This is a genomic window from Brevundimonas mediterranea (genome assembly GCF_014196125.1).
GTDB classification, from domain to species: domain Bacteria; phylum Pseudomonadota; class Alphaproteobacteria; order Caulobacterales; family Caulobacteraceae; genus Brevundimonas; species Brevundimonas mediterranea.
In genome coordinates this window covers 369,649-396,010 of record NZ_JACIDA010000002.1, presented here as the reverse complement: position 1 = coordinate 396,010, position 26,362 = coordinate 369,649, and the positions used below count along the sequence as shown (strand labels likewise).

Annotated in this window: 27 protein-coding genes and 1 tRNA gene; 16 read left to right on the top strand and 12 right to left on the bottom strand. The window is 68.0% G+C overall.

Annotated elements, in window-relative coordinates; all coding sequences use genetic code 11:
- The first annotated feature begins 89 nt into the window (after positions 1 to 89).
- From GGR11_RS10785 to polA, 4 genes are all read left to right on the top strand, one after another.
- Positions 90 to 329 carry a zinc-finger domain-containing protein gene (locus GGR11_RS10785; protein WP_183196887.1) on the top strand — a complete coding sequence of 80 codons (240 nt, stop codon included), beginning with the start codon at positions 90 to 92 and terminating at the stop codon, positions 327 to 329.
- A gap of 103 nt (positions 330 to 432) precedes the next feature.
- Positions 433 to 873: a VOC family protein gene (locus tag GGR11_RS10780; protein ID WP_183196886.1), complete on the top strand. Its 441-nt coding sequence runs from the start codon at positions 433 to 435 to the stop codon at positions 871 to 873.
- Positions 873 to 1,484 (top strand): DUF6655 family protein, encoded by a 612-nt coding sequence (locus GGR11_RS10775; RefSeq protein ID WP_246331768.1) that lies wholly within the window; start codon positions 873 to 875, stop codon positions 1,482 to 1,484. The genes GGR11_RS10780 and GGR11_RS10775 overlap by 1 nt, the downstream gene beginning before the upstream one ends.
- A 38-nt stretch (positions 1,485 to 1,522) precedes the next feature.
- Positions 1,523 to 4,438, top strand: coding sequence for a DNA polymerase I (gene polA, locus GGR11_RS10770; RefSeq protein ID WP_183196881.1), 2,916 nt, complete (start codon positions 1,523 to 1,525; stop codon positions 4,436 to 4,438).
- Positions 4,439 to 4,496: 58 nt separating this feature from the next.
- Here polA and GGR11_RS10765 read toward each other — a convergent pair whose 3' ends face one another.
- The gene (locus GGR11_RS10765; RefSeq protein ID WP_183196880.1) at positions 4,497 to 4,754 is read right to left on the bottom strand and encodes a hypothetical protein; all 258 of its coding nucleotides are present in this window, start codon (positions 4,752 to 4,754) and stop codon (positions 4,497 to 4,499) included.
- A 99-nt stretch (positions 4,755 to 4,853) separates the two neighbouring features.
- Here GGR11_RS10765 and GGR11_RS10760 point away from each other — a divergent pair, with 99 nt between their 5' ends.
- The 3 genes from GGR11_RS10760 (at position 4,854) to GGR11_RS10750 (ending at position 11,706) form a co-directional block, all read left to right on the top strand.
- Positions 4,854 to 8,222: a type ISP restriction/modification enzyme gene (locus GGR11_RS10760; RefSeq protein WP_183196878.1), complete on the top strand. Its 3,369-nt coding sequence runs from the start codon at positions 4,854 to 4,856 to the stop codon at positions 8,220 to 8,222.
- Positions 8,223 to 8,462: 240 nt separating this feature from the next.
- Entirely contained in the window at positions 8,463 to 9,245 is a 783-nt protein-coding gene (locus GGR11_RS10755) for a hypothetical protein (protein ID WP_183196876.1), read from the top strand.
- Positions 9,246 to 9,606: 361 nt separating this feature from the next.
- A complete protein-coding gene (locus GGR11_RS10750; protein WP_246331766.1) occupies positions 9,607 to 11,706 on the top strand; it encodes a terminase large subunit domain-containing protein in 2,100 nt (699 codons plus the stop codon).
- Between the two features lie 10 nt (positions 11,707 to 11,716).
- Here GGR11_RS10750 and GGR11_RS10745 read toward each other — a convergent pair whose 3' ends face one another.
- Positions 11,717 to 12,871, bottom strand: coding sequence for a hypothetical protein (locus GGR11_RS10745; RefSeq protein WP_183196874.1), 1,155 nt, complete (start codon positions 12,869 to 12,871; stop codon positions 11,717 to 11,719).
- A 147-nt stretch (positions 12,872 to 13,018) separates the two neighbouring features.
- On the opposite strand from GGR11_RS10745, the gene GGR11_RS10740 reads away from it, so the two are divergent.
- The gene (locus tag GGR11_RS10740; RefSeq protein WP_183196873.1) at positions 13,019 to 13,222 is read left to right on the top strand and encodes a twin transmembrane helix small protein; all 204 of its coding nucleotides are present in this window, start codon (positions 13,019 to 13,021) and stop codon (positions 13,220 to 13,222) included.
- A gap of 2 nt (positions 13,223 to 13,224) precedes the next feature.
- On the top strand, positions 13,225 to 13,797 hold the full coding sequence (locus tag GGR11_RS10735) for a cob(I)yrinic acid a,c-diamide adenosyltransferase (RefSeq protein WP_183196871.1): 573 nt from the start codon (positions 13,225 to 13,227) through the stop codon (positions 13,795 to 13,797).
- A gap of 17 nt (positions 13,798 to 13,814) precedes the next feature.
- Here GGR11_RS10735 and GGR11_RS10730 read toward each other — a convergent pair whose 3' ends face one another.
- Together GGR11_RS10730 and GGR11_RS10725 are read right to left on the bottom strand one after the other, a co-directional pair.
- A complete protein-coding gene (locus GGR11_RS10730) occupies positions 13,815 to 15,362 on the bottom strand; it encodes a S41 family peptidase (RefSeq protein WP_221205247.1) in 1,548 nt (515 codons plus the stop codon).
- Between the two features lie 408 nt (positions 15,363 to 15,770).
- Positions 15,771 to 16,115: a hypothetical protein gene (locus GGR11_RS10725; RefSeq protein ID WP_183196869.1), complete on the bottom strand. Its 345-nt coding sequence runs from the start codon at positions 16,113 to 16,115 to the stop codon at positions 15,771 to 15,773.
- Between the two features lie 115 nt (positions 16,116 to 16,230).
- Here GGR11_RS10725 and GGR11_RS10720 point away from each other — a divergent pair, with 115 nt between their 5' ends.
- The 3 genes from GGR11_RS10720 to GGR11_RS10710 all read left to right on the top strand — a co-directional run bounded on the left by GGR11_RS10720 (position 16,231) and on the right by GGR11_RS10710 (position 18,318).
- The gene (locus GGR11_RS10720; RefSeq protein WP_183196868.1) at positions 16,231 to 16,995 is read left to right on the top strand and encodes an electron transfer flavoprotein subunit beta/FixA family protein; all 765 of its coding nucleotides are present in this window, start codon (positions 16,231 to 16,233) and stop codon (positions 16,993 to 16,995) included.
- Position 16,996: 1 nt separating this feature from the next.
- On the top strand, positions 16,997 to 17,926 hold the full coding sequence (locus GGR11_RS10715) for an electron transfer flavoprotein subunit alpha/FixB family protein (RefSeq protein ID WP_183196867.1): 930 nt from the start codon (positions 16,997 to 16,999) through the stop codon (positions 17,924 to 17,926).
- A gap of 101 nt (positions 17,927 to 18,027) precedes the next feature.
- Positions 18,028 to 18,318, top strand: a complete 291-nt coding sequence (locus GGR11_RS10710) for a DUF167 domain-containing protein (RefSeq protein WP_183196866.1) — start codon at positions 18,028 to 18,030, stop codon at positions 18,316 to 18,318.
- Positions 18,319 to 18,429: 111 nt separating this feature from the next.
- Here GGR11_RS10710 and GGR11_RS10705 read toward each other — a convergent pair whose 3' ends face one another.
- The 4 genes from GGR11_RS10705 to GGR11_RS10690 all read right to left on the bottom strand — a co-directional run bounded on the left by GGR11_RS10705 (position 18,430) and on the right by GGR11_RS10690 (position 20,421).
- On the bottom strand, positions 18,430 to 18,768 hold the full coding sequence (locus GGR11_RS10705; RefSeq protein ID WP_183196865.1) for a hypothetical protein: 339 nt from the start codon (positions 18,766 to 18,768) through the stop codon (positions 18,430 to 18,432).
- Between the two features lie 205 nt (positions 18,769 to 18,973).
- A tRNA-Arg gene (locus GGR11_RS10700) sits at positions 18,974 to 19,050 on the bottom strand.
- Positions 19,051 to 19,315: 265 nt separating this feature from the next.
- Positions 19,316 to 20,119 carry an SDR family oxidoreductase gene (locus tag GGR11_RS10695; protein ID WP_183196863.1) on the bottom strand — a complete coding sequence of 268 codons (804 nt, stop codon included), beginning with the start codon at positions 20,117 to 20,119 and terminating at the stop codon, positions 19,316 to 19,318.
- Entirely contained in the window at positions 20,116 to 20,421 is a 306-nt protein-coding gene (locus GGR11_RS10690) for a 4a-hydroxytetrahydrobiopterin dehydratase (RefSeq protein WP_183196861.1), read from the bottom strand. The genes GGR11_RS10695 and GGR11_RS10690 overlap by 4 nt, the downstream gene beginning before the upstream one ends.
- Positions 20,422 to 20,571: 150 nt before the next feature.
- On the opposite strand from GGR11_RS10690, the gene GGR11_RS10685 reads away from it, so the two are divergent.
- From GGR11_RS10685 to GGR11_RS10670, 4 genes are read left to right on the top strand one after another with little or no spacing between them, the layout of a single operon-like run.
- Positions 20,572 to 21,306, top strand: a complete 735-nt coding sequence (locus GGR11_RS10685; protein WP_183196860.1) for a Crp/Fnr family transcriptional regulator — start codon at positions 20,572 to 20,574, stop codon at positions 21,304 to 21,306.
- 32 nt (positions 21,307 to 21,338) lie between these two features.
- A complete protein-coding gene (locus GGR11_RS10680; RefSeq protein ID WP_008259087.1) occupies positions 21,339 to 22,127 on the top strand; it encodes a class I SAM-dependent methyltransferase in 789 nt (262 codons plus the stop codon).
- Positions 22,115 to 23,692 (top strand): 2-polyprenylphenol 6-hydroxylase, encoded by a 1,578-nt coding sequence (gene ubiB / locus GGR11_RS10675; RefSeq protein WP_183196859.1) that lies wholly within the window; start codon positions 22,115 to 22,117, stop codon positions 23,690 to 23,692. Before GGR11_RS10680 ends, ubiB begins: the two co-directional genes overlap by 13 nt.
- 13 nt (positions 23,693 to 23,705) lie before the next feature.
- On the top strand, positions 23,706 to 24,173 hold the full coding sequence (locus GGR11_RS10670; protein WP_183196858.1) for a hypothetical protein: 468 nt from the start codon (positions 23,706 to 23,708) through the stop codon (positions 24,171 to 24,173).
- A 3-nt stretch (positions 24,174 to 24,176) separates the two neighbouring features.
- Here GGR11_RS10670 and arfB read toward each other — a convergent pair whose 3' ends face one another.
- The 4 genes from arfB to GGR11_RS10650 all read right to left on the bottom strand — a co-directional run bounded on the left by arfB (position 24,177) and on the right by GGR11_RS10650 (position 26,161).
- Positions 24,177 to 24,581 (bottom strand): alternative ribosome rescue aminoacyl-tRNA hydrolase ArfB, encoded by a 405-nt coding sequence (gene arfB, locus GGR11_RS10665; RefSeq protein WP_183196857.1) that lies wholly within the window; start codon positions 24,579 to 24,581, stop codon positions 24,177 to 24,179.
- Positions 24,578 to 25,048, bottom strand: a complete 471-nt coding sequence (locus tag GGR11_RS10660) for a YaiI/YqxD family protein (protein WP_154726976.1) — start codon at positions 25,046 to 25,048, stop codon at positions 24,578 to 24,580. Before GGR11_RS10660 ends, arfB begins: the two co-directional genes overlap by 4 nt.
- Positions 25,049 to 25,110: 62 nt before the next feature.
- Complete coding sequence (locus tag GGR11_RS10655; protein WP_287929011.1) at positions 25,111 to 25,434, bottom strand: energy transducer TonB; 324 nt, start codon at positions 25,432 to 25,434, stop codon at positions 25,111 to 25,113.
- A 238-nt stretch (positions 25,435 to 25,672) separates the two neighbouring features.
- Positions 25,673 to 26,161 (bottom strand): hypothetical protein, encoded by a 489-nt coding sequence (locus GGR11_RS10650; RefSeq protein WP_183196856.1) that lies wholly within the window; start codon positions 26,159 to 26,161, stop codon positions 25,673 to 25,675.
- Positions 26,162 to 26,362 lie beyond the last annotated feature (201 nt).

Below are 26,362 nucleotides of genomic sequence, written 5' to 3'. Positions count from 1 at the left end.
AGGAATCGGGTCGCACGGCGGTTTGACGCCGCCGGACGGGCCGCATAGGTATGCGCCCGACGCCTCCTCGCCAAGATACGAGCCGAATAATGCCGCCCCGCCATCCCGATGCGATCATCCCTCCGCCCGAACAAGTCGTGGTCTCGACCAAGCGGGTCGCCTGCGACGGCGGGGGCGGCGCTCTCGGCCATCCGCTGGTCTATATGGACATGGGCGAGGACGACTTCATCGAGTGCGGTTATTGCGACCGCCGCTTCGTCCTGTCGGCCCATCCGCACGACGAGAGCGAATATCTGAGCCCCGCCGCCCGCGCGCCCGAGGCCCATTGAATGCGGGCCTGCTGAGCCTGTCACCTCAGTTGAATCGTGGTTTCGCCATCTGGCGGCTATAGAGGGCGCTTAACCGCGCCTCCCCCGGACGGAGACACACGCTTTGCGTTATCTACACACCATGGTCCGCGTACAGGACCTCGACGCCTCGTTGCATTTCTATTGCGACCTGCTGGGTCTGCAGGAGGTGCGCCGCACCGAGAACGAGAAGGGCCGTTTCACCCTGGTCTTCCTGGCGGCGCCCAAGAACCTGGAGCAGTCCGCGGCGGAACGCGCCCCCGAGATTGAACTGACCTTCAACTGGGATCCGGAAACCTATCAGGGCGGCCGAAACTTCGGCCATCTGGCTTATAAAGTGGATGACATCTACGCCGCCTGCCAAAGGCTGATGAACGGCGGGGTGTTGATCAATCGTCCGCCGCGCGACGGTAATATGGCCTTTGTCCGATCGCCGGACGGGATCTCGATCGAATTGCTGCAGGAAGGCGAGCCCTTGGCGCCCGCCGAGCCCTGGGCCTCGATGGGCAATACCGGAACATGGTGATGCGCCGCCTCGCGCTTTTGTTGACCGCGGCCCTGTGTTTGACGGCCTGCGCCTCGACCACCGAGACCTATATCGGCCGCACCGCGACCGAACAGCTGCTGATGGCGCGGGCGTCGGACAAGGCGGTGGAGGGCCTGTCCCTGCCCCTGCCGACGGCGTCGTCCATTTTCGTCGATGAATCCTATTTCCAGGGCGAGGGCTCGCGTTACGCTATCAGCGCCATTCGCGCCGCTCTGTCCGACGCCGGATACCGCCTGGCGCGCAACAAGGACGAGTCCGACGCCGTGTTCGAGATCCGGCCGGGCGCCCTGTCGCTGGAGCAGATGCGCCGCGTCTTCGGTCTTCCGGAAATGCGGATTCCGATCAACGAGACCCTGAACGTCGTCTCGTTGCCGGAACTGTCTGTCTACAGCAATCGCGACCGGGTCGGCGTCGCCGAATTTTCCGGCTTTCTTTACGAAGCCAAGACCGGCGCTCCCTTGGGCGCGGTCCTGCCCATGATCGGCGAGTACCGGATCCGCAGTCACAAGCTGCTGATGATCGTCAGCTGGGGTCAGCAACAGGCCCAGCCGGGCCGCCGCGACCCCGGATCCAGCTGGACCGAATTCTGACGGCTGACGCGGCGGCTTCGGCCGCCTATGTTCCGGCCATGACCGACGCCTCCGCTTCCGAGACCGCCCCCGATAAGGATCGCCCCCTCACCCAGGACGGCCCCGCCCTGCGGCTGTGGATGATCGACGCCTCGGCCTATATCTTCCGCGCCTATCACGCCCTGCCGCCGCTGACGCGCAAGTCCGACGGCCTGCCGGTCGGGGCGGTCCAGGGCTACTGCAACATGTTGTGGAAGCTGCTGAAGGATATGAAGGGCGCCGACGGCCCCACCCATCTGGTCGCCATCTTCGACCACTCGGACAAGACCTTCCGCAACACCCTGTACGACCAGTACAAGGCCCACCGCCCGCCGGCGCCCGAGGACCTGGTCCCGCAGTTTCCCCTGGTGCGCGAGGCGACGGCGGCCTTTGGCGTCCATTGCGTCGAACTGCCCGGCTACGAGGCCGACGACCTGATCGCCACCTATGCCTGCAAGGCGCGCGACGCCGGAGGCGAGGCGGTGATTGTGTCCTCCGACAAGGATCTGATGCAGCTGATCGGCGGCGGAGTCGTCATGTGGGATCCGATGAAGGACCGCCGTCTGGCCGAGCCCGAGGTGTTCGAAAAGTTCGGCGTCGGCCCCGAGAAGATGATCGATCTTCAGGCCTTGATCGGTGACAGCGTCGACAATGTTCCCGGCGCCCCGGGCATCGGACCCAAGACGGCCGCCCAGCTGCTTGATGAATACGGCGATCTGGACGCCCTGCTGGCCCGCGCGGGCGAAATCAAACAGCCCAAGCGCCGCGAGACCCTGATCAATTTCGCAGATCAGATACGCCTGTCGCGCGAGCTGGTCCGCCTGACCTGCGACGCCCCGGCGCCCGAGCTGATCGAGGATTTCGCCGTGCGCGATCCCGATCCCGAGACCCTGTCGGCCTTCCTGGACAAGATGGAGTTCCGGTCGCTGCAACGTCGTGTCGGCGACGGCAAGGCCGGCCCCAGCGAGACTTCCGCCTTCGCCCCCAAGCGCGCGCCGAACCTGAGCGCCCCGGTCGCCACGCCTCGCTACGGGCAGGTGGTGGAAGGTCCCGCCGAGGCCCAGAGCTTCGACCTTGAGGCTTACGAATGCGTCCAGACCGAAGAGGCGCTGGATCGCTGGATCGCTAGGGCGGTCGAGGCGGGGACTGTCGGCTTTGACACAGAAACCTCGTCGTTGTCGGCGACGCATGCGGGGCTGTGCGGGGTGTCGCTGGCGGTGGGGCCGAATGAGGCCTGCTACATCCCGCTTACGCACGAGCATGAGCCCCAGGCGGGCGAGGGGGGGCTGTTCGGGGAGCCGGGGGAGGCGCGCGAGCCGATCCAGCAGCTGGACAAGGCGACGGCTCTGGCGAAGCTGAAGGGGTTGTTGGAAGATCCTAGTGTATTGAAAATCCTGCAGAATGCCAAGTACGATTTAGCCGTCATGGCGCGGCGGGGCATACGCGTCGCGCCCTATGACGACACCATGCTGATCTCCTATGTGCTCGAGGGCGGGCTGCACGGGCATGGGATGGATGAGCTGGCGCGGCTGCATCTGGGGCACGACCCCGTGCCGTTCAAGAGCGTGGCCGGAACGGGCAAGAGCCAGAAGTCGTTCAGACACGTCGCCCTGAAACCCGCCACCACCTACGCCGCCGAAGACGCCGACGTCACCCTGCGTCTGTGGCGCATCCTCAAGCCCCGGCTGGCGCGCGAGGGCCTGTCCACCGTCTATGAGACCCTGGAACGCCCCCTGCCCGCCGTCCTGGCCGACATGGAGACCGCCGGCGTCCGCGTCGACCCCGACCGCCTCAAACGCCTGTCCAGCGAGTTCGGCCTGCGCATGGCCGAGCTGGAGGCCCAGGCCCACGAGATCGCCGGCCGCCCCTTCAACATCGGCTCCCCCCGCCAGATCGGCGAAATCCTGTTCGGCGAGCTGAACCTGCCCGGCGGCAAGAAGACCGCCAGCGGCCAATGGGGCACCGACGCCAGCGTGCTGGAAGACCTGGCCCACACCCACGCCCTGCCCCGCGTCCTGCTGGACTGGCGCCAGCTGTCCAAGCTGAAGGGCACCTATACCGACGCCCTGACCGCCGCCGCCGACCCCAAGACCGACCGCGTCCACACCAGCTATCAGCTGGCCGCCGCCACCACCGGCCGCCTGGCCAGCTCGGACCCCAACCTCCAGAACATCCCCATCCGCACCGAGACCGGACGCGAAATCCGCCAGGCCTTCATCGCCGCCCCCGGCCATCTGCTGATCAGCGCCGACTACAGCCAGATCGAACTGCGCCTGCTGGCCCATATCGGCGACATCCCCGAGCTGAAACGCGCCTTCAAGGCCGGGCTCGACATCCACGCCGCCACCGCCAGCGAAATGTTCGGCGTCCCCGTCGAGGGCATGCCGTCCGAAACCCGCCGCCGCGCCAAGGCCATCAATTTCGGCATCGTCTACGGCATCAGCGCCTTTGGTTTAGCCGCCCAGCTGGGCATCGATCAGGGCGAGGCCGGCGCCTATATCAAGACCTATTTCGACCGGTTTCCAGGCATCCGCACTTACATGGACAAGACCAAGGCCGAGGTCCGCCAGGCCGGCTTCGTCTCCACCGTCTTCGGCCGCCGCATCCACATCCCCGCCATCCATTCCAAATCGGGCGCCGAACGCCAGTTCGGCGAACGCGCCGCCATCAACGCCCCGATCCAGGGCGCCGCCGCCGACATCATCCGCCGCGCCATGATCCGCATGCCCACAGCCCTGGCCGAGGCCGGGCTGAACACCCGCATGCTGCTGCAGGTCCACGACGAACTGGTCTTCGAAACCCCCGAGGCCGAGGCCGACCGCGCCATCGCCGTCATCAAACGCGTCATGGAAAACGCCTCAGACCCGGCGGTGGCCCTGACCGTGCCGCTGGTGGTGGAGGCTCGGGCGGCGGCGAACTGGGACGCCGCGCACTGAGGGGCAATCTATAGAACCGTCATCCTCGCCCCTTTGGCGACGAGAACGAAAGGGAGTTTCAGGCCGCGCGGCGCGTCAGCCGGTCGATCTGGGTCGAGAACTCGGCGCGGACGGCGGCTCGTTCGTCGTCGGGCAGCCACCGGCTCATCTGCGGCACGACCGTGGTCCAATAGGCCAGCTTCCGCTCCGACAGAGGCATGACCTCCGCCTCGCGCAGGCTTTTCAGCAGGGCCTCCAGCCGCGCGCGCACCGCTTCGACGCTGGGCTCGGTCGAGGGCTGGACGACGGGCTGGGTGAAAAGCTCGAACTGGGACATGAGACGGACTCTCCCGCTGATTCGTGGCGAGGTCCAGACATCATCGCGGTTGCATCGCGACGCTCCCCAAGCGATTGAGGGAGATCGAGGGGGAAGTGGATGAAGCCGACGCTTGCGGACGCCATCGCCAAATTCGGCAAGACCGCCAAAGACAAGCTGAGCAATCCCGCCGTCACGGGCCAGCCCGAGGACCAGTTGCGCACGCCGCTGGAGACCTTGATCCACGACATCTGCGCCGTCATCGGCGCGGCGGCGGACGATGTGATCCTGGTCGGCGAAACCTCCCTGGCCGATCTGATGACGCGGCCCGACTATTCGGTCACGCGCAAGGGCGCCCTGACCGGCCATATCGAGGTCAAGGCGCCGGGCAAGGGCGCCGATCCGCGCAAATTCACCGACAAGCACGACAAGGGCCAGTGGGAGAAGCTGAAGGCCCTGCCGAACCTGATCTATACCGACGGGTCCGCCTTTTCCCTGTGGCGCGACGGCGAACTGGCCCAGTCCATCGTGCGGCTGGACGGCGACATTGAGACGAGCGGGGCGGCCCTTACGGGACCGGACAGCCTCCGGGCGCTGGTGGAGACGTTCCTGGAATGGAACCCGATTCCGCCGCGCAGCCCCAAGGAACTGGCCGACACCACGGCGCGCCTGTGCCGCCTGCTGCGCGACGAGGTCGTCGAACAGCTGGACCGCGAGGCGCCGGCCCTGGTGGGGCTGAGGGAAGATTGGCGTCAACTGTTGCTGCCCGAGGCGACCGACGACGAATTCGCCGACGGCTACGCCCAGGCCGTGACCTTCGGCCTGCTGATGGCCAAGGCGCGGGGCATTGACCTGTCGGCCGGCCTGGACGCGGCGGCCCGGCAGTTGAGCCAGACCAACACCCTGATCGGATCGGCGCTGAAACTGCTGACCGACCCGACGGCCGGCGCCAATCTGCTGGACACCTCGATCAAGACCCTGGTCCGGGTCGTGGACGCGGTGAACTGGAAGACCCTGACCAAGGGCAGGGCCGAGCCCTGGCTGTATTTCTACGAAGAGTTCCTGCAGCAGTATGACCGGTCGCTGCGGAAAAAGACCGGCAGCTATTACACCCCGCCCGAGGTCGTGACCGAGATGGTGCGGCTGGTGGACGAGGCCCTGCGCGCGCCGAAACGTTTTAATCTGGCGCGCGGCCTGGCGTCCGGCGAGGTGTCCCTCGCCGATCCGGCGGTCGGCACCGGCACCTTCCTGCTGGGGGTGCTGAACCGCATCGCCCGGACGGTCGAGGACGAAGAGGGCGCGGGCTCGGTCCCCGCCGCCGTCCAGAGCGCCCTGAAACGTCTGGTCGGGTTCGAGCTTCAGTTCGGCCCCTTCGCCGTGGCCCAGCTGCGGCTGCTGGCCGAGATCGCCGACCTGACGTCGGTGGACGCCGATGTGGCCGATGCGACCGCCCTGCGGCTCTATATCACCGACACCCTGGCCGACCCGGACGAGGAGACCCAGTGGGTGCCCCAGTCGGTTCAGGGCATCGCCGAATCCCGGCGTCAGGCCAACAAGGTCAAGCGCAAGGAAGCCATCACCGTGGTGATGGGCAATCCGCCCTACAAGGAAAAGGCCAAGGGCCTGGGCGGCTGGGTCGAGGATCACGGCGGGCGCGACCGCGCCCCGCTGGACGACTGGCAGCCGCCGGTCGCCTGGGGCGTCGGCGCCCACGCCAAACACCTGAGAAACCTCTATGTCTATTTCTGGCGCTGGGCCGCGTGGAAGGTGTTCGGCGGCGACAGTTTCCGCAGCGGCGGCGACAAGGACGAGGCGCGCGACTGGACCAAACGCCAGGGGATCGTCTGTTTCATCACCGTGGCCGGTTTCCTGAACGGACCGGGGTTCCAGAAGATGCGGGCGGACCTGCGCCGCGACGCCGACGAGATCTGGGTCATCGACTGTTCGCCCGAGGGACACCAGGCGCCGGTCGCCTCGCGCATCTTCGACGGGGTGCAGCAGACGGTCTGTATCGTCATGGCCCTGCGCCGGTCGCCCGACAGTCCGTCCACACCGGCGCGGGTGCGGTTTCGCGCCCTGCCCGAGGGCGGACGTAAGGCCAAGTTCGAGGCCCTGGCCGGGATCGGCCTGGACGACGCCGGCTGGACCGACGCCCCGACCGACCCCCGCGCGCCCTTCCTCGCCGCCGGCGAGGCGGCCTGGCTCGGCTATCCGGCGCTGGAGGACCTGTTCCTCTACAACGGCTCGGGCGTCATGGCGGGTCGGACCTGGGTGATCGCGCCCGACGCCCAGTCGCTGAAAGACCGCTGGAGGCGGCTGATTTCAGAGAAGGATGCGACGAAGAAGGCGGTGCTTTTCCACCCCCATCTGCGAGATGGAAAGCCCGGTGACAAGCATCTCGACAAGGGCGTCAAGGAGGGGCTCGAAGGCCACGAAAGACGCACTCAGCCGGTCGCTTTGGATCAAGCTGAAGCGATCCCGCCTTCACGTTTCGCTTTTCGATCCTTTGACCGGCAGTGGATATTGCCCGACGCTCGGTTGATCAATCAGTCCAATCCGACGCTGTGGAAATGCCATTCCGAGCGCCAAGTTTATCTGACCGGTTTGATCGCCCACTCGCCGACCGACGGCCCCGCATTGACGATTACAGGGCTGTTGCCGGATCTCCACCACTACAAAGGTTCCTTCGGCGGCCGGGTCTTCCCGCTCTGGGCCGACGCCTCGGCGAGCCAGAGCAATATCGCGCCGGGTCTGTTGAAGACCCTGGGCGAGACCTACGGTCGGGCGGTCGAGCCCGAGGACATGCTGGCCTACATCGCCGCCGTCGCGGCCCATCCGGCCTATGTCGCCCGCTTCCGGGCCAATCTGAAACAGCCGGGTCTGCGGATTCCGATCACCGCTGACGGCGACCTGTTCCATCAGGCGGCGACGCTCGGGCGCGAGGTCGTCTGGCTTCACACCTTCGGCGAACGCTTCGCCGACGGCCGCCCCCAGGGGGCGCCGCGCGTCACCGACGGGCCGGAGCCGACCATCCCCAAGGACGGCGCCCTGCCGCGCACCCTGGCCGAGATGCCGCACGACCTGACCTATGACGCCGCCGAACGCCGGCTGAAGATCGGGACCGGCCATGTCGACAATGTCGCGCCCGAGGTCTGGGCCTATGAGGTGTCGGGCAAGCGGGTGATCAGCCAGTGGTGGAGCTATCGCCGCGCCGACCGGTCCAAGCCGCCGATGGGCGACAAACGCCCGCCCTCGCCCCTGTCGGCCATCCAGCCGACCGAATGGCCGGCGGAATACACCACCGAGCTGTTGAACGTTCTGCGGGTGCTGACCCGGCTGGTCGCGCTGGAGCCGCAGCAGGCGGACCTGCTGGCCCGGATCGTGGACGGCCCCACCATCGACGCCGACGACCTGATGGAAACCGGCGCCCTGTCAGACGGGGTGGCGGACGCCGAGAAGGAAGAGGATGCGGGCGAGGAATTGGCCTGACGCAAGGCGTAATAGGTGCGCAGCCGGGTTCCGAATCTCCTAATTCCGAGAACATAACCTCTGTTGAACAGAACCTTAGCCTTCCGGTTACGCGATTTGCGCGCCTGAGGTGGGGCGGGGTTAGGCTTTTCCGGATGGGGAAGCCGAGCAAGCTGAGCGATGACGAAACCAAGGGGCTTGGATCGACAATATCCTCGCGTTGTGGTGAGTGCTGCGGAGTTTGGGGGATGAGGGGTCGTCATGTTCGTCGCGCCGCTGCTGGCACTCGCTGTTCTGGTTCCGGATCCGGGGACGCCCAAATTGTGGGAGCAGGAGGCGCCCGCCACCAACTGGGCGCGGACGCCCGATCCCGAAGTGACCTCTGACCTGATGCCGGGGTTCGCGGCGCAGTTGGACCTGCAGGGCTGGGCCATTGTTCGCTGTTATCAGGAGACGGACGGCCATCCCTACAACTGCAGGGTCGTCGAAGAACGGCCGCAGGGCTTGGGATTCGGGTCTGCGGCGCGCGTGGTGGTCGCCAGCGGGGAGCTGAGGCTGGGGCGGGTCGCCGGCATACCGATGCCGGGCGAGGTGCGGGCCAGAGTGCGTTTCCGCGTGGAGGATGAGGCGGATGAAGGCGGGTGGAGCGGGCCGGAGCCGTCCGAAATCCAGCTGAAGCTTGCGCGCCAGATCGTCGATCGCGCCTATGAGGACGGGGAGCCGGAAGAGGATGATTTCCTCGACGGGCTGGATTACGACAGGCGCGCGGTCGTCCAGGCCTGGGTCGATGAACTGTTCGTCGAGGTGCGCGCCGAGCGGCGCGAGGCCCTGGTGTTGCAACTGGCGCGGCTGGCGAGCGAGAGCGACCTTCGTCGCCTGCTGGCCGGCGACTATGTGTCGCCGCCGGATATGGACAGGTTTGAATCGGCCTTTCCGGAATCCAAGGCCGCCAAGGCGGCGGTCGCAGAACTGAGACGCCGATACTGCGAACGGTACAGCTGCGACGCCAGCGAGGTGAAGACGGACGAGGCGGGCGGTCGGTAGGGGCTTGGGGCGAGGTCCCCAGGTTCGTCATCCTCGCCTCTCTAGACCCGTCATCCTCGGGCTTGTCCCGAGGATCCATAAGCCCGGTGTGTCCGCAGGGTGCGCCGTCGTTGAGACCGGGAGTATGGATCCTCGGGACAAGCCCGAGGATGACGACAGGGGGAGGGCGTCGGTGGGTCGGGGCGGCCCTTTTCGACGCGGTCGGTCCTTGTGGCGGGGGCGCCGGAAGGATGGGAATTGCGGGCGCTGGACGGGTTGAACGCACGCAATTCTGAAAGCGAACCCTTTTGAAATCAGGCGGTTGAGGTCCGGCTTTGCCAATCGACGCGCCTGAGGTGCGGGCGGGGTTAGGCTTCTCCGCATGGGGAAGCATTTCAACAGTCGGATGGATGACGCGGCCTGGCGGGTCTTGTTCGGGCGGTGGCATGGGGGCGAGACGGCGAAGGCGCTGCGGGCCGAGGCGGGGGTGTCGCCCGACACCTGGAGGGCGAACGCCAAACGGCTGGGGATGCGGATCGGCGACCTGCCGGCCGATCATCCGGCGCGGCGGTCGATCCCGGTCCTCGAGCGGCCGGACGACTGGCGCCATCCCAACAGCAAGCTGACGGCGGGACAATGGCGCGAGGTCTTCGCCCTGGTGGACCGGGGGGCGACCTATAGGGATATCGAGGCGCGGTTTCCGGTCCGGGCCTCGAACGTGGCGAGCATGGCGGGGAAGCTGGGCCTTCAGAAGCGGCAGAGGGCGCTGGCCGAGGGCGAACCTCTCCTGGGGAACGGGTCGCCTGATCCGGAGGGGGCGACCTGGGGCGTGACCGTCGATCCCGCCGATCCCGAGGGGACGCGGGCCGCCTTCTGGCGATTGATCCAGCGGGCGGCCGGGGAGGGTCGGTTCGCCGTGATGGGACGGATCCTCATGGCGAAAGAACAGGTCGAGCGCGTGTTCGACCGGGAGCGGGTAAGGGCGGGCGCTTCTATTCCTGGGGGCTACCGCCCTGCGGGCTACTTGAGCCCCCAGACCCCCACTATGCCTGGGGGCTACCGCCCTTCGGGCTACATGAGCCCCCAGACCCCCGGTTTGCTTGAAGGCGGCGACGGGGACGGTCAGGGCAATGGCGGGCTGGTGTTGCGGGAGGCGCAGAGGCCGCCGGAGGGGGCGTGGTCGACCTGGTTGTTTCTGGGCGGGCGGGGGGCGGGCAAGACTCTGGCGGGGGCGTCGTGGATCGCGGACATGGCCGAGCGGCTGGGGCCGGGCGGGCGGCTGGCGCTGATCGGGCCGACCTTGCACGATGTGCGCGAGGTGATGATCGCCGGGCCGTCGGGGGTGATGAGCCTGCCGCGCTGGACGGATGTCGGTGGGGATGGCGAGGTGGAGTGGCGGGGGCCGGAGTATCAGCCGTCGCGGCGGCGGCTGGTGTTTCCGAACGGGGCCGAGGCCTTCGTCTTCTCGGCCGAAGACCCCGACAGCCTGCGCGGCCCCCAGTTCGCCGCCGCCTGGGCCGACGAATTCTGCGCCTGGCGCAACGGCGGGGAGACGCTGGCCCTGCTGCGGATGGGGCTGAGGTTGAGGTTGCCAGACCCGGACTCCCCAGCCGTCGATCCAAGCGCGGCGCAAAACGGGGGCGTGGGGGCTCAAGGAGCGAGGCTCCGCGAGCCGAGCGATAGCCCCCGGCTGGTGGTTACGACGACGCCGCGCCCGACAAGGGCGCTCAAGGCGCTCCGCGCCGAGGAATTATGTGCGCTCACCCATGCGACGACGCGGGACAATGGGGATCATCTGGCGCCGGGGTTTCTGGAGGGGCTGGAGCGGCTGTACGGCGGGACGCGGCGGGCGGCGCAGGAGCTGGAGGGCCAGGTGGTCGAGCCCGAGGGCGGGCTGTTCACCGCCGAGATGATGGCGGCGGCGCGGGGGGCGGCTCCGGTCTCGGTGGAGGGGCGGCCGGTCTATGAGCGGGTGGTGGTGGGGCTGGACCCGACCTGTTCGCGCGGCGGGGACGCCTGCGGCATCGTGGCGGTGGGGCGGCGCGGGGAGACGGCCTGGGTGCTGGCCGACCGCTCGATGCGGGGGCTGTCGCCGCAGAAATGGGCCGAGCGGGCGATGGAGACGGCGCGGCTGTTCGGCGCCCGATGCATCGTCGGCGAGGTCAACCAGGGCGGGGACATGGTCGAGGCGGTGCTGAAGGCGGCCGGGTGCGGGGCCGACGGGGAGAACATCGGCTTTACGGCGGTGCGGGCCTCGCGCGGCAAGGCGGCGCGGGCCGAGCCGGTGGCGGCCCTGTATGAACAGGGGCGGGTGCGGCATGCGGGGGCGTTCGCGGCGCTGGAGGAGGAGCTGATGGAGCTGGGCGCCGAGGAAGAGGGCGAGGCGGCGGGGCACTGGGACCGGGCCGACGCCCTGGTCTGGGCCGTCACCGACCTGATGCTGGACGGCCGGGGCGAGGGGCCGCGGGTGCGGGCGCTCTAGGCCGCCCCCACTAGGCGGCCATCACGCCGATGTCGTCGGGGCTCTCGCCGCGGCCCAGCAGCCCGGTCTCGAAGTCCATGAAGATGTCCATCAGCTCCTCGACATTGGCCGGATGGGCGGCCGGGCCGAAGCGGAAACGCCAGTAGCTGACGATATGCTGGACCGCGCCCAGCTGGTCGCCCAGCTTGGCGAACATCGAGGGGGCGTCCAGCAGGAAGTCGCGGAAGGCGGTCGGCCGGCCCTCCTGGGTCAGGCGGGCGTAGGCGTCGTCATAGATGCTGAGGGTGCGGCTGACCTCGTCGCAGGTGCGGATGATGCGGCCGCGCAGGACCGCGCGGCTGCGGTCCAGATATTCGCGGGCGGGACGGTCGATCCTGCCGCTCGGCTTGATGGTGCGCACGGCCTCGGCCACGGCGGCGACCTCGCCCAGCAGGGTGGACAGGGTCCATTTGTAATAGAGGAAGCCCTTCCAGCAGAAGACCCCCTCCTGATACTGCTCCGGCGCCAGACGCAGGGTCAGACGCAGGGCCTCCAGCTGGTCGCCGGGCGTGTTGGACAGGATCTTGGCCGCCATCCGCGCCGCCGAGTCCGAGGCCACCGCGAAGGTGTCGGCCCCCAGGCTGAGGGTGACCAGGGGCTCGACCTCGCTATGGACGAAGGCCACCATCCGCTGCAGGTCGCCGTCGCTGATGGAGAAATAGCAGGGGGCCGGATCCAGTCCGCCGCGCCGCAGCTGCTCGCGCAGCAGGAAGGGGTCCAGGGACGGCAGCTTGTCGATCAGGCGCAGGGTCTCGATATCCGGGTGGGTGGGAGCCACGCCGAAGGCCTCGATCATCATCCGCTCGAAGCCGATCTGATTGACGAAGACATAGCGCCCCCCGGTCTTCAGATCCTCGTCGTCGATGGGGATGACCACCTTGGTGGCGACCTGGCGTCGGCCGGTGAAGAGATCGGTCTCGTTGCGCCGCAGCCGGTGCTTGATGATCAGGGACCGGTTCAGGGCGTGGGTGCGAAACACCGGTCGCGCGGCCCAGTCGGGATTACGCACGGCGCCGTCCGATCGGCTTTCGCCGTTTTCCTCCCACACCCGCAGAAGGTTCAGCACGCGGGCGGTGGAGGCGGAGCCCCGGAGGTGTTCGAGGTTGCGGACGGCGCGATCAGTCATGCCGCGCAGATTGCAACGCCAATCGTGACTAATGGCTTAGCTGTCGCGCAGAAAAAGCAGGGGTCGGCGAATCCATCCCTGGCTCCGGCGGGATCAGGACAGGCTCGGTCGCTGGCGTCCGCCGCGCGCGGGGACTAGAACAGGGCCATGCAGATGTTCGACATCCTGGTCATCGCCGCCATCCTCGCCGTCACGGTGACGCTGGGCCTGGGCCTCTATTCGCTGTTCCGGGGCGGGGATTACGCCCGGAGCCATTCCAACAAACTGATGCGCTGGCGGGTCGGGCTTCAGGCCGTGGCCGTGCTGATCCTGGTCGGCGGCATGGTGTGGAAGGCGACGCAGGGGGCCTGATCATGGTGACGCTGAACAAGATCTACACCCGCACCGGCGACGACGGTCAGACGCGGCTGGCCTCGGGCGCGCCGGTGTCCAAGACCAATCCCCGGGTCGAGGCTTACGGCGCGGTGGACGAACTGAACGCCGTCCTGGGCGTGGCCCGGCTGAACAGCGGCCAGAACGACCGGATCGACGCCATGCTGGCCCGGATCCAGAACGAACTGTTCGACCTGGGCGCCGATCTGGCGACGCCGCTGGACCCGCCCCCGGCCTGGGAGGCGCTGCGCATCCTGGACAGCCAGGTCGAGCGGCTGGAGCAGGAAATCGACTGGATGAACGAAAGCCTGAAGCCGCTGGACAGTTTCATCCTGCCCGGCGGCTCGCCCCTGTCGGCCCATCTGCACGTAGCCCGGACGGTGTGCCGCCGCGCCGAGCGCGAGGCCGTGCGGCTGGTCGAGGCGGGCGAGGCGGTCAACGGCGCGGCGGTGCGCTATCTGAACCGGCTGTCGGACCATCTGTTCGTGGCGGGGCGCCGGGCGAATGCAAACGGGGCCAATGACGTGAAGTGGAAGCCGGGGGCGACGCGGTAGGGGCTGCACCGCCCCCCCTAGTGTGGAAGCGTCGTCACCCAGGCCTCAAGCGCCGCCGTGTCGTTCATGTCTCCGTCAAAGCGATGGAGGGGCGTCACGGGCTGATTATGTCCCCGCTCCCGGCCGATATAGAATTTCATCGGCAGGGACATGGCGCCGAGGCCGCTGGGGACCCTGACGGATCGCACTTCCATATAGACGGTATCGGCTCCGGTCTCGCGTCCGATGGGCTTTGCGCCGAGACGAACCCACAGGTCCACGGCGTCGAGACAGGCCGAAATGCAGGTCTCGTCCGTCAGCACGAACACGGTCCCTTCCGGCGGCTGAAAGGCCAAGGCCTCGGGGGCGGTCGCCGAGCCGCCATCGAGATTGGGCTGTATGACCCAGCGATCATCGCCTCTCGCCAGCGCCTGCTCCAACCCGGCGATGGAGTTCTGATACCAGGCCCTGGCTTCGCTTGAGAGGTTTCCATTCGCGTCGCGCTTTTCCAGATTCGCGCGCATGGCTTGCAGATTGTCTTCGGAGGCGCGCCAAACGACTGTCATTGGAGGTTCGGGCGCGTGCTGAAACGCGCCCGGCCCCCACAGGTTTTCTGCGATCTGATCCGACCACAGCGATGATCCGCCGCCATTGCCGCGAAGGTCGAAGACAATCGCCGGGGCGGAACGCAGGGCGTCGGCCTGTGCTGCGATCTGCGTGATCAAGCCGGCCAGACCGCGCCCGTCTTCACTTTCCGGGTTGCCGTTGAAGGTCGGAAGCGTGATCCAGTAGCGACCGTCGTCCAGGCGGCGCATCCCGATCGCACCTCGCTTGGGGTCTGGAAAGACATCGTAGCGGGAATAGAAGTCGGGTCCGGCCGGTCGCCAGTCCAGGTCGACTGCGCGGGCGCCGGCGGGGGTTTCGAAGACGCAGTTTTTGATGGGTTCGACGTACGGATCGCCCGTATCGAGCATGACCATTCCGTCGGAAAGGACGCGCTGGGACGCCAGTTCCCACCGCCCGAAACGGGCGCCGATCCGATCATTTCCGACCTGGAAGGCGTCGCGACCGTCGCATGACGCGATTTTGGCGCCCGCAGGCACGCCGGCCCACGGCTCTGCAAACGTCACCACAAGGCCTCGGGCCCCGTCGTCCCGCGCGATAAAGCCAGGCCAGGTCTTCACCTGGTCGGGCGTCGATCCGTAGACGCCGAACCCGAGATGGCCGTCATTGAACGCCGCCACATAGTGCTGCAGGGCGTAGAAGTAGTCGGCGAAACTGTCGGCGGCGTCGGCGCGGGTCAGAGCCAGGGCGTATTGCGCCTCGTTCAGGCGCGCGAACTGTGGGTCGTCGGGGTTGACCATGCCGGGATGGCTGGACGCGATGGCGTCGTGAATCGCCGTCGCATCCTCGCGCAGGGTTTTCCCCCAGTCTCTGGCGGCCGGGAGTTGAGCTGGGGGCGGGGCTGCGTTCTGTGGCGGCGATCCTGACGGCAAGGGGGCGGCTTGGGTCTCGGCGGGGAAGGTAGCGGCCGACAGGGCCAAGGCCCCCGCCGCGGCAAGCGCAAGGCGACGCATAGACGGCATAGAAGTCCCCCTTCGGCCGCAACCTCCGGGCGGCGTGGCCGGTCCCTAGGGTAGACGGGCGTTAGGGGACGGGCAAGACGGTCGCTCGTCAGGCGGGGCGAGCGGAAGCGGTGCGGCGGTAGGGGGCGCACCGTCCATACATGACGAAAGAAGAGAGGGCGGCGTCACCTCTCCGCGCGCGAAGGCGAAGGGGGAGGTGAATCCTGGTCACAGACCTTCCCCCGCTTGCGGGGGAAGTGTCAGCTCGTCGAGCGGAGCGAGACGGCTGACGATGGGGGAAGTCTTCTTTTGAGAGACACTTCCCTCTCCGACCCTGGTTCGCTTCGCGAACGCCGGGCCACCTCTCCCGCAAGCGGGAGAGGGTCTGGTTCCCCGCGCCTTCGCGCGCGGAGAGGTGACGTTATCCGATCAGGTCGCCGGTCTGGCCGCGTTGAGCGCCGCCTTCTGGCGGGTGATTTCGGCGGCGCGGGCGCGGTCCTGGGCGGCGAGTTCGTCCTCGATGCGGATCAGTTCGCGGTTCTTTTCGTCCGAGGCCTGGGCGCGGGAGACGCCGTTGGGGCGGCCGGTGATCTGGGCGATGGAGATGGGCTGGGCGCAGATGCGGTTTTCCATGTCGTACCATTTGCCCGCCGCCTCGCAGCGTTCGCCCGGCGCGACCCAATAGGCCTGGACCGCGAAAACCCCCGCCACGGCGACGCCGAACAGGGCGAAGAAGATCATGGCCAGGCGGGGAAAGGTCAGGAAACGCTTCATCTCAGGATCCGTTAGGCGGGTTTTGCACGGGAGCTTGACCCCGCGTTACGTTGACAGGCCTTCGCGACCGCTCCATGTCCTGCCCCTACATTCAGGCGAATTCACGGATAGACCCATGAAGGTTCTCGTCCCCGTCAAACGGGTGATCGACTATAACGTCAAGGCCCGCGTCAAGGCTGACCAGTCCGGCGTCGATCTGGCCAACGTCAAGATGAGCATGAATCCCTTCGACGAAATCGCCGTCGAAGAGGCGGTTCGTCTGAAGGAAGGCAAGGAACATCACGCCGCCGGCACCGCGACCGAGATCGTCGTGGTCTCCATCGGCGTGACCCAGGCCCAGGAAACCATCCGCACCGCCCTGGCCATGGGCGCGGATCGGGGGATACTGATCCAGTCGGACACGGACCTGGAGCCGCTGGCGGTCGCCAAGCTGCTGAAGGCTGTGGTCGAGGAAGAAAAGCCCGACCTGGTGCTGATGGGCAAACAGTCGATCGACGGCGACAATAATGCGGTGGGCCAGATGCTGGCCGCCCTGCTGGACTGGCCCCAGGCGACCTTCGCCGGGAAACTGGTGATCGAAGGCGGCAAGGCGACGGTGACGCGCGAGGTCGACGGCGGTCTGCAGACCCTGGCGGCCGACCTGCCGGCGGTGGTGACGGTGGACCTGCGGCTGAACACGCCGCGCTACGCCTCTCTGCCCAACATCATGAAGGCCAAGAAGAAGGAGATCGCCGTCAAGGCGGTCGCCGACTATGGCGTCGATGTCGCCGACCGTCTGAAGGTCCTGAAGGTCACCGAGCCGCCCAAGCGGTCGGCCGGCGTCAAGGTGGCCGATGCCGCCGAACTGGTTTCCAAGCTCAAGTCCGTGGGAGCGCTGTAATATGGCTGTCCTCGTCATCGCCGATCACGACGGTTCGACCGTTCGCGACACCACCCACAAGACCGTGACCGCCGCCCTGGGCCTGTCGTCCGACGTGGACGTCCTGGTCGTCGGGCAGGGGGCGCAGGCCGCTGCTGACGCCGCGTCCAAGATCGCGGGCGTGCGCAAGGTGCTGCTGGCCGAGAGCGCCGGCCTGGGCCATGGCCTGGCCGAGGCGGTCACCGACACCGTCGTGCCCCTGGCCGCCGGCTACGACGCCATCCTGACGCCGGCCTCGACGGACGGGAAGAATTTCGCGCCCCGGATCGCCGCCAAGCTGGACGTCGCCCCGATCTCGGACATCATCGAGGTGGTGTCGGCCGATACGTTCGTGCGGCCGATCTACGCCGGCAACGCCCTGGAGACGGTCCAGTCGGCGGACGCCAAGAAGGTGATCACCGTGCGTCCGACGGCCTTCGCCGCTGCGGCTGAGGGCGGGTCCGCCCCGGTCGAGAGGGTCGCCGGCGCCGATGCGCCCAAGACGGCCTTTGTCTCGGAAGAAATGGTCAAGTCGGACCGCCCGGACCTGGGCGCCGCCAAGATCGTGGTCTCGGGCGGTCGCGCCCTGGGCTCGGCGGACGAGTTCCACGCCGTGATGGAGCCCCTGGCCGACAAGCTGGGCGCCGCCATCGGCGCCTCGCGCGCGGCGGTCGACGCCGGCTACGCCCCCAACGACTACCAGGTCGGTCAGACCGGCAAGGTGGTGGCCCCGGCCCTGTATATCGCCATCGGCATTTCGGGGGCCATCCAGCACCTGGCGGGGATGAAGGACTCCAAGACCATCGTCGCCATCAACAAGGACCCGGACGCCCCGATCTTCCAGGTCGCGGACTATGGTCTGGTCGGCGACTACAAGACCGTTGTGCCGGAATTGATGGCCGCCCTGGGTTGAGGCTTTGGGCTGAGGCCCTGGGCTGATCGCCGGGGAATTATCCGATAAGGGGAGGGCGCGACGCCGGACGTCGCGCCCTTTCTGCATTCTGCGGGGACCGAATGGCCCGACTGCCGATCAAGCTTCAGCCCGGCGCCTCCAGCGACCGGATCGACGGCTGGGACGTCGACGCCGAGGGCCGGCCGGTGCTGAAGGTGCGGCTGCGCGCCCGGCCGGTGGACGGCGAGGCCAACGCCGCCCTGGTCAAGTTCCTGGCCAAGGCGCTGGGGGTGTCGAAGTCGTCGGTCGATCTGGCGCGCGGCGGCCAGTCGCGGCTGAAGATGGTCGAGGTCGAGGGGCTGGACGAGGCGGAACTGACGGCCCGGCTGGACGGGATCCTAGGGGAAGGTTGAGCCTTTTCCTCAAGTCGCAAAATCCGAAACAGCCCAACCCGGCCAGCGCAAGAGCAGGTCGGCGATGCAGGGTGGGGGCGTCCGGGCGCTTCTGTCCGATCCTGATGGGGATCAGCCGTTACAGCGCGCCTGGATGCTCCGTTCTAGGGTCTCCACCTCGACCTTCGCCTGGGCCAGCTTGCCCTCCAACTCGGCGCCGAAGGCCGATCCCCGCCAGACTGTCGACCGGGAGACGCCGTTGACGTCAACCAAAGCGGCGTGGCTCTCACGGCGCGTCAGGTCGCCTTTCCGGGCGCGGGCCTCGGTCAGCTCGGTACGGGAGGTCTCGCACGACAAGCTGGAATAGTCTGTGGCCGAGATGGCCACGGACGCCGCCCCGCCGGTGTGGGCCGCGCAGCCGGACAGCGCGAAAGCGGCGACGGCAGTGCAGAAGAACGCGGTTCTCATCACGATTTGCCTCCAAAGGTTGCGAGAGGATTGAGACTCAACCGGTGGCGGCTGTCAATCCTCTAGGAGTTGCGTCGGGGCCTAGGTTCAACCGACGGGCGCTCTCAATGAACCGTGCTGCTAGGGTGCGATCCGGCGACCAAGATCTGGTGGCTCGGCGTGGCGCCGGTCCTCATAGATCCGCCTTTCGGGATCATGCACGAGAAGATGGCGCACCCGACAGGATTCGAACCTGTGACCCCTGCCTTCGGAGGGCAGTACTCTATCCAGCTGAGCTACGGGTGCGTGGTCGGCGTGACGCCGAAGAGGCCGCTTACAGCAAGCGGCGGGCGGTCTCAATCCCGAATGCGCGCAAGACGGTCGGATGACTGTCTTCCAACCGCCGCCGCCGGGCGCCCCCTGGCCTCATGCAGCGCGAAGCGCGATAGGCCGAAAAGAGACTCCCTGGCCTCATGCAGCGCGAAGCGCGATAGGCCGAAAAGAGACTCCCTGGCCTCATGCAGCGCGAAGCGCGATAGGCCCCCTAAGAAAGCAATAGGGCGTTCACGCCCTATTGCGCGGTCATGCCCCCGTCGATCTTGAACTCGGAGCCGGTGACGAACTTGGACTCGTCGGAGGCGAGGTAGAGGACGCACCAGGCGACGTCGTCGGGTTCGCCGATCCGTTTCAGCGGGATGCCGCGGGTCAGGCGTTCGTGAGCCTTGGCCTCGTCGCCGCCGGCCATGGCGATGAAGGGATCCAGGATCGGGGTCTTGATGAAGACCGGATGGACCGAGTTGCAGCGCACGTTCCAGTCGGCCTTGGCGGCCTCGAGCGCCAGGGTCTTGGTGTACATCCAGACGGCGGCCTTGGTGGCGTTATAGGCGCCCATGCCGGGGGCGGCGACCAGGCCGGCGATGGACGAGATGTTGATGATCGAGGCCGGGGCGGCGGCGCGCAGGTGCGGCATGGCGTATTTGGCGCCCAGCATGATCGAGCGCAGATTGATCTCGTACTGACGCTGCCAGTTGTCGACCGTGTCCTGTTCGACGAAGGCCAGGGGGCCGCCGACGCCGGCGTTGTTGACCAGGACCGACAGGCCGCCCAGGTCGGCGACGGCGGCGGCGATCACCTGTTCCCATTCGGCCTCGCTGGCCACGTCGTGGGCGTAGGCGAAGGCGACGCCGGGGATTTCGGCGTTGATCCGGGCGGCCAGGGCGGCGGCGCGGTCGCCGTCGATGTCGGTCAGGGCCAGGCGGGCGCCTTCGCGGGCCATCATGAAGGCCATGGCCTCGCCCAGGCCGCCGGCGGCGCCGGTGATCAGGACGGTCTTGCCGGCGACGCGGCCCGGGCGGGCGGAGGAAGCGGCGCTCACGAGATCGCTCCCATGTCGCCGGCGGCGCGGTCGATGAACCGGGCCAGGGTCACGTCCTTGTCGGTCACGCCGTCGGCGTCGTGGGTGGTCAGCAGCACCTCGACCCGGTCATAGACGTTCGACCATTCCGGATGGTGATCCATCTTGTCGGCCATCAGGGCGACGCGGGTCATGAAGCCGAAGGCGGCGTTGAAATCCGCGAACTTGAGACTGCGCGAAATGGCCGCCCGGTCGCCGTCATGGGGGCACCAGGCGGGCAGGGTTTTCAGGGCTTCCGCAACGTCAAGGCGAGTGTCGGTCATGGGCTTTCCTCTTTTCTTCCGGCGTAAGGCGCCCGACGGATCGCGGCAAGCGTGCGCAAACGTCTCCGACGGTCGCGGAACGCATAGTCAAGCTCTGGCGTTATCGGACGTCGCGAAAGCGTCGCCGTTTCTGGCGCGGAGGAAGTGGATATGGACAATCTGTGGCTCGCCGCCCTGGACGCGGCCGACCGGAAGCGGATCGAACCTCATCTGAGCGAGCACCAGATCGCGCGCGGCCAGATGCTGTACGACGCCGGCGAGGCGGTCGATCAGGTCTGGTTCCCGCTGAAGGGCGTGGTGTCGCTGATGACCGTCCTGCCGGACGACAAGATGGTGGAGACCGCCGCCATCGGGCGCGAAGGTCTGGTCGGGGTGACCTGCGGCCCGTTCAACGCCCGCGCCGCCAGTCGCGCCATCTCCCAGCGCGACGGGGTGGCCGTCTGCTGTTCGGCCGAGGTGTTCGGCGAGGCGCTGGATGAGAGCGAAGGCCTGCGCCAGGCCCTGTCGCGTTTCACCGAAGGCCTGATGGCCCAGGTGCAGCAGGCCGCCGCTTGCAACGCCCAGCACAGGCTGGACGAGCGGCTGGCGCGTTGGCTGCTGACCCTGCACGACCGGGCCGAGGACGACCGTATCGACCTGACCCAGGCCGACATCGCCGGCATGCTGGGCGTGCGCCGCGCCACGGTCTCCGAGGTCGGGACCGTGTTGGAGGGCAAGGACCTGATCCAGCGGGGCCGGGGCTGGGTCAGGGTGCTGGACCGTGACGGGCTGGAGGAAGCGTCGTGCGGCTGTTACGGCCTGATGCGCGAGGTGATGAAGGATCTCGAACTGCCCCAGCCGCAAGCCGGATCGGAAGCGACGCGATCAGGCTCTAGTGAGGCGTGACGGGCGGCCCGCGACGCGCTAGACCCGCGCGCATGACCGACGCCTCCTCTCACGGCCCGCATTCGTCGGGCGACCGTTCCTCCTTCGGCTTCCGCGACGTCGATGCGCGCGAGAAGGTCAAGATGGTGCGCGGGGTCTTTGATTCCGTCGCCTCCAGCTATGACGTCATGAACGACCTGATGAGCGTGGGCGTCCACCGCCTCTGGAAGGACGCGGCGGCGGCCAAGCTGAACCCTCGGCCCGGCGAGACCATCCTGGACGTGGCCGGCGGCACCGGCGACATGGCCCGGCGCTATTCCAAGATGGCGCGCGCGGCCCAGGAGCGGCGCGGCGGCGAGGACGCCTCGGTGATCGTGCTGGACTACAACGCCGAGATGATCCTGGCCGGGGTGCACAAGGGCGGCGAGCCGGAGATGAGCTGGTCGGTCGGCGACGCCATGGCCCTGCCGCTGCCGGACGCCTCGGTCGACGCCTATTCGATCAGTTTCGGCATCCGCAACGTGGCCCATATCGACAAGGCCCTGGCCGAGGCGCGGCGCGTGCTGAAGCCGGGCGGCCGGTTCCTGTGCCTGGAGTTCTCGCGCCCGACGACAGGGCCGATCCGCGCGGCCTATGACGCCTGGTCCTTCCACGCCATTCCCCGCATCGGCGGTTGGGTGGCCAAGGATCGCGACAGCTATCAGTATCTGGTCGAGAGCATCCGCCGCTTCCCTGACCAGGCGGCGTTCAAGGCCCTGATCGAGGACGCGGGCTTCAAACGCGTGTCGGTGACCAATCTGTCGGGCGGGATCGCCGCCATCCACCACGGGTGGGCGATCTGACCCGGGTCTACCGCACGGCCCCGCCGCCCCCCGCCGCCGTGGCGGTGCACAATCCTGTGGCGGCCTTTCTGCGCCTGCTGGGCTGGTTGTGGGTTCTGGCGCGTCATGACGCCCTGATCCCGCGCGAGGCCAATCCCCTGCTGCCCGTCTGGGCTCGCCCCTTCGCCCGCGCGGTGCAGATGCTGTCCGGCCGAGACGGGCGTCAGGGCCGGCCGGGCCAGAGACTGGGCAAGGCGTTCGAACATCTGGGGCCGGTGGCGATCAAGCTGGGCCAGGTCCTGGCCACCCGCGCCGACATCTTCGGCCTGCAATTCGCGCGTGACCTGGGCCGGTTGAAGGACGCCCTGCCGCCCTTTCCGCTGGAAGACGCGCGGCGCGAGATCGAGAAATCCCTCGGCCGACCGGTCGAAAGCCTGTTCATCGATCTGAGCCCGCCGGTCGCCGCCGCGTCGTTGGCCCAGGCGCACCGCGCGACCCTGGCCGACGGCCGGGCCGTGGCGGTCAAGGTGCTGCGGCCGGGGGTCGAGCGCCGGGTCGCCGACGGGCTGGACGCCATGCGGCTGGGCGCCGCCCTGGTGTACCGGCTGGTTCCCCTGTCGCGCCGGCTGGAGCCCCAGGCCTTCGTCGAGACCATCGCCAATTCGATGGATCTGGAGCTGGACATGCGGCTTGAGGCGGCCGCCGCCAGTGAGATGGCCGATGTCATGGCCAAGGACGGCTATATGTCCGCCCCCGCCGTGGTGTGGGACGGGGTGGGCAAGCGGGTGCTGACGCTGGAATGGGCGCAAGGGCTGCCCATGACCGATCCGGCCCTGGCGGATCTGCCGGGCCTGGATGTCGATCTGCTGGCCGACAATGTGGTGCGGGCCTTCCTGGTCCAGGCCCTGGACCACGGGGTGTTCCACGCCGATCTGCACGAGGGCAATCTGTTCGCCAGCGCCCCGGCCCATCTGACGGCCATCGACTTCGGCATCGTGGGGCGGCTTGGGCCGGCCGAGCGGCGCTATCTGGCCGAGATCCTGTGGGGCTTCATCAGCCGCGACTACGACCGCATCGCCCGGGTCCATTTCGAGGCCGGCTATGTGCCGCCGCATCACTCCGTCGAGACCTTCGCCCAGGCCCTGCGCGCCGTGGGCGAGCCGGTGATCGGCCGGGCCGCCAGCCAGGTGTCGATGGGCCGGCTTCTGGGCCAGTTGTTCGAGATCACCGCCCTGTTCGACATGCGGCTGAGGCCCGAACTGATCCTGCTGCAGAAGACCATGGTTTCGGTCGAGGGGGTGGCGCGCCGGCTTCAGCCCGACCACGACCTGTGGAAGGCCGCCCAGCCGGTGGTCGAACGCTGGATCCGGCGCGAGCTGGGGCCCCAGGCCCAGGCCCGCGACGCCCTGAACGAGATGATCGCGGCGGCGCGCGCCATCTCGCGCCTGGTGCAGGACCCGCCGCGTCCGGCGACGGTGGTCATCGAAAAGTCGGGAACTCCCGCTTGGGTGACGGCTTCAGTCATGGTCGCGGTCATCGCGGCCCTGACGGCCCTGGGCCTTTCGCTCTGGCCCTATCTGCACTGACCGGAGCCTTCGCATGAAGTCGACCCTGATCGCCGTAGCCCTGCTTCTGGCCCCGGCCTCCGCATTCGCCCAATCCAGTGGCGCCGCAGCCGGCGCCGTGCCGAACAGTTTCGACCGGCCGGCCCAGGCGCAATCTCAACCGGCCCTCCCGGCGCCGACCGCTCCCGCCGTTGCGGCGACCGCACCCGACATCGCCCGGTCCGAAGAGGCGCTGCGCGCCGTGATCGCGGCGGCCCAGGGTCCCGGCTTCGACTATTCGGTCTTCACCGACAGCCTGGCGGCCCAGATCCGCCAGCAGGCGGATCAGGTCGCGCCGCTGGTCAAGGGCTTCGGCGCGGTCAAGACCGTCGCCTTCGAACGGCCGGAAGGCGAGGCCCATCTGTTCAAGGTGACCTTCGACAACCAGGTCACCGAATGGGTGATCGGCTTCGACGCCGACGACAAGATCGCCGCCCTGCTGTTCCGTCCGGTCGAGAGCTGAGTCCTAGTCCAGCGTCGGCCGGCCGCGTCCCGACTTGATCGACGCGCGGCTGGTCTTGGCCTTCAGCCGGCGCTCCTTCGAGGCCTTGGTCGGCCGGGTCGGGACGCGGAAGACCGGCCGGATCGAAGCCTCGTCCACCAGGGCCTGAAGCCGTTCCATCGCGTCGGCGCGGTTGCGCTCCTGGGTGCGGTGGCGCACGGCGGTGATCAGGATCACTCCCTCCAGCGTCAGCCGACTGCCGGCCAGCTTCATCAGCCGCTGCTTCACCGGCTCGGTCAGGCTGGGGGAGTTCTTCACGTCGAACCGCATCTGGACGGCGGTCGAGACCTTGTTGACGTTCTGGCCGCCCGGTCCGCCGGCGCGGTAGAAGTGGAACTCCAGCTCGTCCTCGGGAATGACCGTCGTCATGGCTGGCTCGGGGGGGCGACTCGACGCGCCTTGACCACAGCCTGGTCCAGGGCTTGAAGAAACCGCGACCGGTCGGCGGCCGAAAACGGCGGAGGGCCGGACGTCGCGACCCCCATCGACCGCAGATGCTCGCCCACCATCCGCCCGGCCAGGGCCGAGCCGATGGAGTCCGGGGTGAAGGCCTGGCCGTTGGACTTCAGCGCCTGAGCCCCGGCCTTCAGACAGCGGTCGGCCAGGGGGATGTCGGCGGTGATCACCACATCGCCCAGGCCCGCCCGTTCGGCGATCCAGTCGTCGGCCACGTCCGGCCCGGCGTCCACCACCACCTGTTCGATCAGGGCCTCGCGCGGGACCTGCATCCAGCCGTTGGAGACCACATAGGTCTTCAGCCCATAGCGCCGCGCGACGCGATAGACCTCCTCCTTCACCGGGCAGGCGTCGGCGTCGATGTAGAGGGCGGTGGGCATGGGCCTGACCTAGCGCGGACGGGGGCGGGTCGTCGACTCCCTGCTTGCCGGCGCCAAACCCGTCAGTTTGAGTTGGGGGGCGCCTCGCCGCCAATCGATTTTGGCGGGGGCGTCTCATCGTCCTCGTCAGCTAAACGGAAAGCAATCTTGATCCGAAACGTCTGACCCACAGCCACGCCGTTGCTCTGCCCTACGCGCCCGCGGCGGACCACGGCTATGGCGGCGTCTTCGAGGCCTTGGCCGGGGTGGCTGACTTCCAGCACACGACAATCGCTGACCGTCTCGTTCGGCCCGGCGACACATTGCACCATCACATAGGCCTGTTTCGGAAACTCATCCGTCGCAACCGCCTGCACCGCTGCGGCCATCATGATTGCAGTGAGCACCAAATTCTCCTCGGATCGGGCCGGAGATCCATCGACAAGGCCACCACCGCCCTTACGATGGATCTCTATCGGTCTCTAGACTATCGGCCCAAGTTCCACTTCCGCCACGTTCCAGTCAAAGACGGCGCCGGTCTTGCGGACACACCCCCTCCGTCACGGCGCGGAAGACGCGCCGCGCTGCGTCCCCCAGAGGGGGAGGAGACGGGTGTGGGGGACGGCGGCAGGTCGGGGGCTGGGCTCAGCTCGGGTTGGCCATGAAGAGGGCCAGGCCGATGCTGTTCCAGACGGCGTGCGACAGGGTCGGCAGGGCGTAGGCGCGAAGCCGTCCCAGCCGTCGCGACCAACCCCAGGCGGCGTAGGCCATCACGGCGAAGGCGGTCGCCTGGCCGAGCGAGCCGGGGCTCATGCCGTGCAACAGCCAGGCGAGCGCCGCAATGATCGCGATGATGAAGGCCAGCCCGAGGCTTGGGGTGTCGTCGCGGGCGCGCCGGACCGCCCAGACGACCAGCGGCGTCTCGATGACCGCAGGCAGAAACACGGCCAGGAGAAACCCATAGGCGAACCGCGAGACCGTATCCTGGGCGGCGACCAAGGCGTCCGGCGCGCTGGGGCCGGCGGTGAAGCTGCCGACGACCATATTGGCCGCCGCTCGGATGAGCAGGGATAGGGCGAACAGGCCTGCGCCCAGGAGTACGGCCTGTAGCCAGGGGTTTCGGAATATCGGCATGCGTGGCCGGTTTGGATCTAGCGTCTGTCGCCTAGGCGCTGCCGCCGACGTGTGTATTCGATGGTCCAGGCGAGCGTCGGAACGGCCACGACGACCAGGGCGAAGAGGCCGGGGCGTCCGCCCCATTCAGCCGGAAAACTGGTCCGGAAAGTCCCTATTAGGAAGGTGGCGAGGGCCGCCCACAAGGCAAGGCTCAGTTTC